This is a genomic window from Psychromonas antarctica (genome assembly GCF_022267535.1).
Taxonomy (GTDB): domain Bacteria; phylum Pseudomonadota; class Gammaproteobacteria; order Enterobacterales; family Psychromonadaceae; genus Psychromonas; species Psychromonas antarctica.
On the sequence record NZ_JAHNZV010000219.1, the window covers coordinates 1 to 1,936 of the forward strand.

Below are 1,936 nucleotides of genomic sequence, written 5' to 3' on the forward strand. Positions count from 1 at the left end.
GGGAACTAGCTAATAACTATTTGAGCTGGATCGACATTAATTATCGATTTATCCCTCGTTCCCACGCTCCGCGTGGTAACGCCTATGGCAGCAAAATGAATTCCCACGCAGAGCATGGGAACTAGCTCAGAATCAGCCGTCAGCCGAAAGTCAACAACTGAGCGCTGTTAATGAATTCTTTAAAACATGGCACTATTGATCCACAAATGGGTCAGGATACTGGCAACGTAACCCAATGCGATCACCGGCGCCCATTTTATATGCGATGCAAAAGTATAAACACCACGCGCTTGCCCCATCAATGCGACACCCGCAGCGCTACCGATGGAAAGCATACTACCACCGACACCTGCCGTTAAGGTGACCAATAACCATTGTCCGGTACTCATATCTGGATTCATGCTTAATACCGCGAACATCACCGGAATATTATCTACGATGGCAGATAAAACCCCGACGGTGACGTTGGCATAAGTGGGATCCCAGTTGCTATACATCGCTTCTGAAACCATTCCCAAATAACCAATAAAACCTAGACCACCGACACAAAGTACCACCCCATAGAAAAATAAGAGGGTATCCCACTCTGCCTTGGCGACTTTAGTAAAGATATCAAAGAGCGCACCTTCTCCTAAATTACGTAAACGCTCGTGTTCAACAATATCACCCGTTTTTGCAATCGCGTGGCTATAATAAACTTTGTGTGTTTTGCGCAGAAAGAAGGCAAAGAATTGCAGTAGGCCTAAACCCGTCATCATCCCTAACACGGGTGGCATGCCTAGCATTGAGTGACCAAGCACAGCAAATGAGATAGTGACTAAAAATAGCGCGACAATTCGTCTTGCACCACGTTTCATATGCACCACTTCGCCATCGCCTTGGGCAACCTCTTTGGATATAAAGAAACTCATAATAACGGCCGGAACTAAAAAGTTGACTGCAGCGGGAATAAAGAGTGAGAAGAAAGTGCCAAATTGCACCATCCCTTTCTGCCATACCATTAAGGTTGTAATATCACCAAAGGGGCTAAATGCACCACCCGCATTGGCTGCAACCACAATATTGACACAAGCGATGGCAATAAATTTGCTGTTTTGCCCACCAACTTTCATCACAATGGCGCACATTAATAGTGCCGTGGTGAGGTTGTCGGCAACAGGTGAGATAAAGAAAGCCAACAAACCCGTCAACCAAAAAATAAAGCGCAGGGTGAAGCCTTTATTAACCATCCATGCTCGCAGTGCATCAAATAACTGCCGCTCTTCCATGGCATTAATATAGGTCATCGCCACTAATAGGAAGAAAAATAGCTCTGAATACTCTAATAAATTATGGCGAAAAGCAGCTTCTGCATCATGGCTCATGCCATGTTGTGAATAATAGAAACCGATCATCCCCCAAATAATACCGGCAGCAACCAAAACAGGTTTAGATTTACGCAGATGAATAACATCTTCAAGCATCACTAAGCAGTATGCAAAAGCGAATAGTAACAACGCCGCATAACCGATACCATGTGACGTCAAGTCAACTAATTCGCTGCTGGCTAGCAGGTTAGGTGAAAAGAAAACAGCGATAAGTGTCAACAAAACACCTAACGGTTTATATTTTTGTAACATTTTATTCTTCCTTCAATAAAATAAACGTTTAAGGGGTGGGGGGAATTTCGCCAAAGATTAGCATAAAAAAATATCATTAAACAGAATAAAAGAGAGCGAGATCACTCTACACAGTGGTGCTAACGCTCTGTTTTAAAGTGCTTCCCGCTGGGCTTTAAAAGTCAGGCGCGCAGTTTTAAATACTCGTATTCAGTGAGCTTACGGCTGCATAGTTTGACTTGGGCGGTTAGCCCAATTCAGTCTTTTTTGGAAAGCAAGTCAGCCGTTACTCACTATTTTCTAGATAATTCCATGGCAGGTAATTTTCTGGGTTGGCT

The 1,936-nt window shown here is 43.8% G+C and carries 1 protein-coding gene; it reads right to left on the reverse strand.

Annotated features, from left to right (window positions below; all coding sequences use genetic code 11):
* Positions 1-179 precede the first annotated feature (179 nt).
* Positions 180-1,619 (reverse strand): sodium:proton antiporter NhaD, encoded by a 1,440-nt coding sequence (nhaD, locus tag KSO91_RS17060; RefSeq protein ID WP_238744220.1) that lies wholly within the window; start codon positions 1,617-1,619, stop codon positions 180-182.
* Positions 1,620-1,936 lie beyond the last annotated feature (317 nt).

Coding starts and splice junctions, on each gene's coding strand:
- nhaD (WP_238744220.1), bottom strand. CDS start 1,619: ATGTTACAAAAATATAAACCGTTAGGTGTTTTGTTGACACTTATCGCT.